At 39.6% G+C, this 4,928-nt stretch carries 7 protein-coding genes; 2 read left to right on the forward strand and 5 right to left on the reverse strand.

The window, feature by feature from the left end; genetic code table 11:
• Positions 1-175: 175 nt before the first annotated feature.
• Together IPU53_RS25410 and IPU53_RS24525 are read left to right on the forward strand one after the other, a co-directional pair.
• A complete protein-coding gene (locus IPU53_RS25410) occupies positions 176-304 on the forward strand; it encodes a hypothetical protein (protein ID WP_278253337.1) in 129 nt (42 codons plus the stop codon).
• 511 nt (positions 305-815) lie between these two features.
• Positions 816-2,420: a SulP family inorganic anion transporter gene (locus IPU53_RS24525; RefSeq protein ID WP_242698566.1), complete on the forward strand. Its 1,605-nt coding sequence runs from the start codon at positions 816-818 to the stop codon at positions 2,418-2,420.
• An 84-nt stretch (positions 2,421-2,504) separates the two neighbouring features.
• On the opposite strand, the gene IPU53_RS24530 is transcribed toward IPU53_RS24525, so the two are convergent.
• From IPU53_RS24530 to IPU53_RS24550, 5 genes are all read right to left on the reverse strand, one after another.
• Complete coding sequence (locus tag IPU53_RS24530) at positions 2,505-3,272, reverse strand: transglycosylase domain-containing protein (protein WP_207454137.1); 768 nt, start codon at positions 3,270-3,272, stop codon at positions 2,505-2,507.
• 107 nt (positions 3,273-3,379) lie between these two features.
• Positions 3,380-3,634: a hypothetical protein gene (locus IPU53_RS24535; RefSeq protein WP_207454138.1), complete on the reverse strand. Its 255-nt coding sequence runs from the start codon at positions 3,632-3,634 to the stop codon at positions 3,380-3,382.
• A 64-nt stretch (positions 3,635-3,698) separates the two neighbouring features.
• Positions 3,699-4,328 (reverse strand): HAAS signaling domain-containing protein, encoded by a 630-nt coding sequence (locus IPU53_RS24540; RefSeq protein ID WP_207454140.1) that lies wholly within the window; start codon positions 4,326-4,328, stop codon positions 3,699-3,701.
• Positions 4,325-4,651 (reverse strand): PadR family transcriptional regulator, encoded by a 327-nt coding sequence (locus IPU53_RS24545; protein ID WP_207454142.1) that lies wholly within the window; start codon positions 4,649-4,651, stop codon positions 4,325-4,327. The genes IPU53_RS24540 and IPU53_RS24545 overlap by 4 nt, the downstream gene beginning before the upstream one ends.
• Positions 4,652-4,717: 66 nt before the next feature.
• On the reverse strand, positions 4,718-4,928 hold a 211-nt coding region (locus tag IPU53_RS24550; RefSeq protein ID WP_396019976.1), incomplete at its 5' end, for a hypothetical protein.

The raw sequence follows: 4,928 nt of genomic DNA on the forward strand, positions 1-4,928 counted from the left end.
AACATCAAGAAAAGCGCAAGCGCCTTGATCAGCCCCGACAAGCAAATGTTCTGAGACAAGAAAAGTCCGGTTTTGACTTTTATTGGCTCAGGTTATTTGAGATCGAGGGGCTAGGCGCTGGAGCTGGATCAAGCATTAGCCAATATTTATACTTTCCTATCCTGGAACAAAGGATATGATGGATATTGCGGAAGATATAATAGGGGAATTGCCTCAGTTAAATGATCAAGTTCATATTGAGTCTGTTTATTGGCAAACAAGTGACGAAGAAGAATTCCCGATCCTTTTAGTGCAGGATAGATAAAGTGAAAGTAGAAGTTTTCTTTTATTTTCCACTGATTTTAGAGGATCAAAGGCTAAAATAGCAACATCCTGTTGGCCCGAACCAAGCGGGCCTTTACGGGCAGTTTATCCTCCACCTATACTTCTTCCGTCTTTCCTAAATCCTGGAAATGGGGAATTACTGCCCGCTAATGCGGGATAAAGTGGCCGAAAGTCAAAAAGAGAAGTATTTTCATAAAAACGAAGGAAATATACTTCGCTTTCTGGGGCGAGAGGTAAGTCTCCTCAGCCTTCTCACCATCCAGAGTCTTGCCCACTAGTCTATGTATGTTTCCTTCTCTAAAGCAATGAGGTGTTCGTCTTTGAAGCTTAACATTTTAGTTATGCCCTAGTTTCATTCAAAAACCCATGTCGATGTCAGGATTTCCTTCAGCAAGTATGCCACCTGAAAATTTTTGAATTTTCCTTCATTTAATGATATCATTAAGTATGATACATACTCTTTCAAATATGCGTATAGAGGTGAAGTCTCCTTGTTTTCTAGAAATCGTTTGAACAGTTTTCAAGTTGAAAACATCCGCAAAGACTTCATTTCCGGGATTACCGTTGGTATTGTGGCCATTCCACTTGGGATGGCTTTTGCCATGGCTTCTGGCGTGAAGCCAGAATATGGTATTTACACAACGATAATTGCAGGATTGATTGTTTCTTTGCTAGGTGGTTCTCGTTTTCAAATTGCTGGTCCTACTGGCGCTTTTATTCCCATCTTACTTGCAATTGTTCTTCAATATGGCTATGAAAACCTGTTGATTGCAGGGTTTATGGCTGGTTTTTTCCTTGTCGTAATGAGCTTTTTGCGAATCGGAAATTTGATACATTATATTCCGAGATCCGTGACAATCGGATTTACAACAGGCATTGCGGTGATTATTTTCACTGGACAATTGGGCAATTTCTTTGGCTTGCATGCATTAGAAAAAAAAGAATATTTTCATGAAAATATGATTGAAATTTTTCGGCATCTTCCTACATTAAATCCTTATGGCCTTTTGATTGCTGGCATAGGCATCGCGACGATTGTGTTGATTCCAAAAATTGCACCGCGTATCCCTGTTTTGTTAGTGGGGCTACTTGTTCCCACTTTTGTATCAGTATTCTTTTTCTCTCATCAGCTAGATACAATCGGAACCGTTTTTGGCGGGATATCCCAAAGTTTACCTGGGTTTCATTTTCCCGATATCACATGGGCAAAAATTAACCACCTATGGGGACCAGCCTTTGCCATTGCTGGATTAGGCGCGATTGAATCCTTATTATCTGCTGTGGTCGCAGATGGGATGACCAACGAAAGACATCATTCCAATCGGGAATTATTTGGTCAGGGAATTGCTAATATGATCACATCACTATTTGGAGGAATTCCAGCCACAGGAGCAATTGCTAGAACTGCAACAAATATTAAAGCTGGGGCAGCCACAAGATTATCCGGTGTCATTCACAGCATATTTGTACTGCTGACTTTATTATTGTTAGCTCCCTATGCCTCCTATATTCCGCTTGCAGCGATGGCCCCCATTTTAATGTATGTTGCCTGGAACATGAGCCAAGTGAAAACATTTAAAGAATTGTTAAAAAGGAAAAACGGTGATTCACTTGTATTAGTAGTCACTTTTCTATTAACGATATTTCTGAATTTAACAATCGCTATCCCGATTGGTTTAATATTAGCTGTGTTTTCATTTGTGAAAAAGAAAAGCAAGTTGCTGCACATTCAACAAGAAGAAACTTATCGACAAAACTCAACCGGGGATGGTCACTTCATTCATTATAAAATTTTTACACTGAAAGGTCCGTTATTTTTTGGAACTGCTCAGGCATTCGAATATTCTATAACAGAAAAATTAGAGAACATTCCGAAGACACTCATTTTTAACATGGCTGATGTCAGTTTGATCGATGCAACTGGCGAAGAAAAGTTGACTTCCTTTGTGACAGAGGTTCAACAGAATGGATACACGGTATTCATTACTGGATTACCAGAATGGGGAAAAGAAATTTTTCAGCAAAGTGGTCTGAAGGAAGTAACGACTTGTTTCCCTGATGTGGAAAGTGCCAAGAACGCCATATTGTCACTATAGACTTGAACAAATTGAGGGGCATTGATTACACAGTGAAATTCCCCTCGAATTTTTTCTCCCCGAACTGCTTAGACCGAGTATCCACTACTCGGTCTGTTCGTCTGTCCATACTGCTTTATTCCTTTCTTCTTCGGTGATATGGCCGAATTCTTCCATTTTATTTAATACAATCGCTTGTCTTTCACTGTTCAGTTGCGGATTTTTCAATGGTGAATAAACTTCAGGTGCCTTTGGTAGTGAGGCTAGAATTGCCGTTTCCTTTAAAGTAAGTGAATCTTCTGCAGTCAAATCTTTATCGAAATAAAGCTGTGCTGCTTCCGCTAAACCGTATGTCCCATGACCAAAATAGATGGTATTGAGATACATCTCTAAAACTTCATCTTTTGTATAATGGCGTTCGATTTGCAGAGCCATCAGCATTTCTTTTACTTTTCTTCCTAGCGATTTATCCTGCGTCAAAAATTGGTTTTTGACTAGTTGCATTGTAATCGTACTTCCACCTTGGGCAAAGGATTGAGTTTTCAGATCAATAAACAGGGCACGAGTCAAAGAAATCGGATCAACCCCAAAGTGATAATCAAAACGATGATCCTCAATGCTGACAAACGCTTGTGGCACATATTCCGGTAACTGCGTAAGCGGCACATAATTTTCTTCTTTTTTTAAAGCGTCCAGTTGTGCAAGCTGTTCATCGCCAACCAATCTTTCACCCGCAATTGTGATCAATAAAAAGGTCGCTAATAAAAGTAATCCAGGGATCATTACCCATTTCCATTTATATGAACTTTTTCTAGAGTATCGCTCAGTGCGACTTCCGATATTTTCTTTTAAATGTATGGAACGAGTCGTCATGGGAGATTCCTCCTTTTCTCTTAGTATAGGACGAAATCTCTGTACAACCTATTGAAGTTCCTTTCAGTTTCCTTACATATCTGTCATGTTTCCAAATCCCAAATTGCTTACATATTTGTTAGTAACGCCATAATAGCTGCAATCGTTACAACTCCTAATATTAGGCCAGATAAGCTCGATATCAAGCCAACTCGTTTTAAAGCAGAACCTTTTGGAGCAATTACATAGATAAACAGGCCAACCATAAATAAGCCTATTCCTAGAAAAAATCCCGATGAAAAAGTGGGCGCAAATAGCCAATACCAGATTGCTGCAATCCCAACAGCACACACCAAACTGATGCCAACATTTTTTAAAATCATTCTGTTTATTCCTCCAATTTAGATAACCTAGTAAGACTATGTATATATGTAAAAAGAACAGACCTTAAATGGTCTGGTGCCTACCTAAATAAAATCCTGCCTGGCTAATTGGATAAAACAAAATCGTTGCAACAAAACATGCGCCAAGAAAAGGAGTTGTTAAGAACGAGTGAAACCACTCCATTGGGATAATTCCGTAAAATAAAATGGCCATAAACAGCAAATTAGGTAAGAGCGTGAGCCGAACTGTTTCAATTAATAACCTTTTTCCTTGGCTGCCAAATTCTTTTCCTAGCTGAAAACCGATCAACATCCAGTAAGCTGTATAAATGATCAAGATCCACCAGCTATTTTGCGCGAGCGTCACCCAAATCCCATGAAAGAAGGGAAGATTGCCTACATGATAGGCCAATGTAATGCCTATGCCTACTATAAATAACCCTATGTTAAATAAACTAAACAGGACTTTCACTTGCGGCGGGGTCGGCAATGAAGCGTTGTGAAAACTGGCCGCCAATTCTTGCGGACTCCCCAGCTTATTCACAATCACGGCCATTGCTTCCTTCTCGGTCAGGTTTTCGGCAGAGATTTCCTCCTGAATATGGGCAGTGATTTCTGCCACGATTTCCACTCGGTTTGAATGATGACGCAATTCCTTTTCTAGCTGCTCGATATATTCGCGAAAAGTAATCATAATTTCCCCAACACGCGATTAATCATCGAGGAAAAAAGCGTCCATTCACTTGTTTTCTCTTTTAATAGTTTTTCACCAGCTTCTGTCAGTTTATAATATTTTCTAGCTGGTCCTTTTTCCTGCTTTTCCCAAAAGGCTTCAACAAAACCCTGCTTCTCCAATTTATGGAGGGCTGGATAGAGCGTCCCTTCCTTCACTTGTAATGTGTAATCACTGCGTTTTTCCATCTCTTTTACGAGCTCATACCCATACATGGAGCGTTCATCCAATAATTGTAATAATATCAGTGCGGTGCTACCTTTTAAAAGTTCGCGATTAAACATCGTTCCACCTACCTTGTATTAATAGGTATATTTAGTTTATGGGTTCTTTTCCTTGATGTCAAGCACCTATTTTTCAAATAAAAGCAATTCTCCATTTTTAAAATATCGCTTTCTTTTGCCAGTGTAACCAGATTTTTCAAGAGCCTTCGATAATTCCAGCAAAAAGAAGCCATGGGAAACTGGACTTCTGTCAATAAAACAGACAGAGATGGACCGTATTTTGAGCCATGTTTCACTTCCGCGCGATTCTATTGAAGTCGCTTGGAGGCCTCTGCCT

The organism is Bacillus sp. SD088 (assembly GCF_017355205.1).
In the GTDB taxonomy this organism is placed as follows: Bacteria; Bacillota; Bacilli; order Bacillales; family Bacillaceae_C; genus Lederbergia.

Coding starts and splice junctions, on each gene's coding strand:
- IPU53_RS24540 (WP_207454140.1), bottom strand. CDS start 4,328: ATGATTACTTTTCGCGAATATATCGAGCAGCTAGAAAAGGAATTGCGT.
- IPU53_RS25410 (WP_278253337.1), top strand. CDS start 176: ATGATGGATATTGCGGAAGATATAATAGGGGAATTGCCTCAGTTAAAT.
- IPU53_RS24530 (WP_207454137.1), bottom strand. CDS start 3,272: ATGACGACTCGTTCCATACATTTAAAAGAAAATATCGGAAGTCGCACT.
- IPU53_RS24535 (WP_207454138.1), bottom strand. CDS start 3,634: ATGATTTTAAAAAATGTTGGCATCAGTTTGGTGTGTGCTGTTGGGATT.
- IPU53_RS24545 (WP_207454142.1), bottom strand. CDS start 4,651: ATGTTTAATCGCGAACTTTTAAAAGGTAGCACCGCACTGATATTATTA.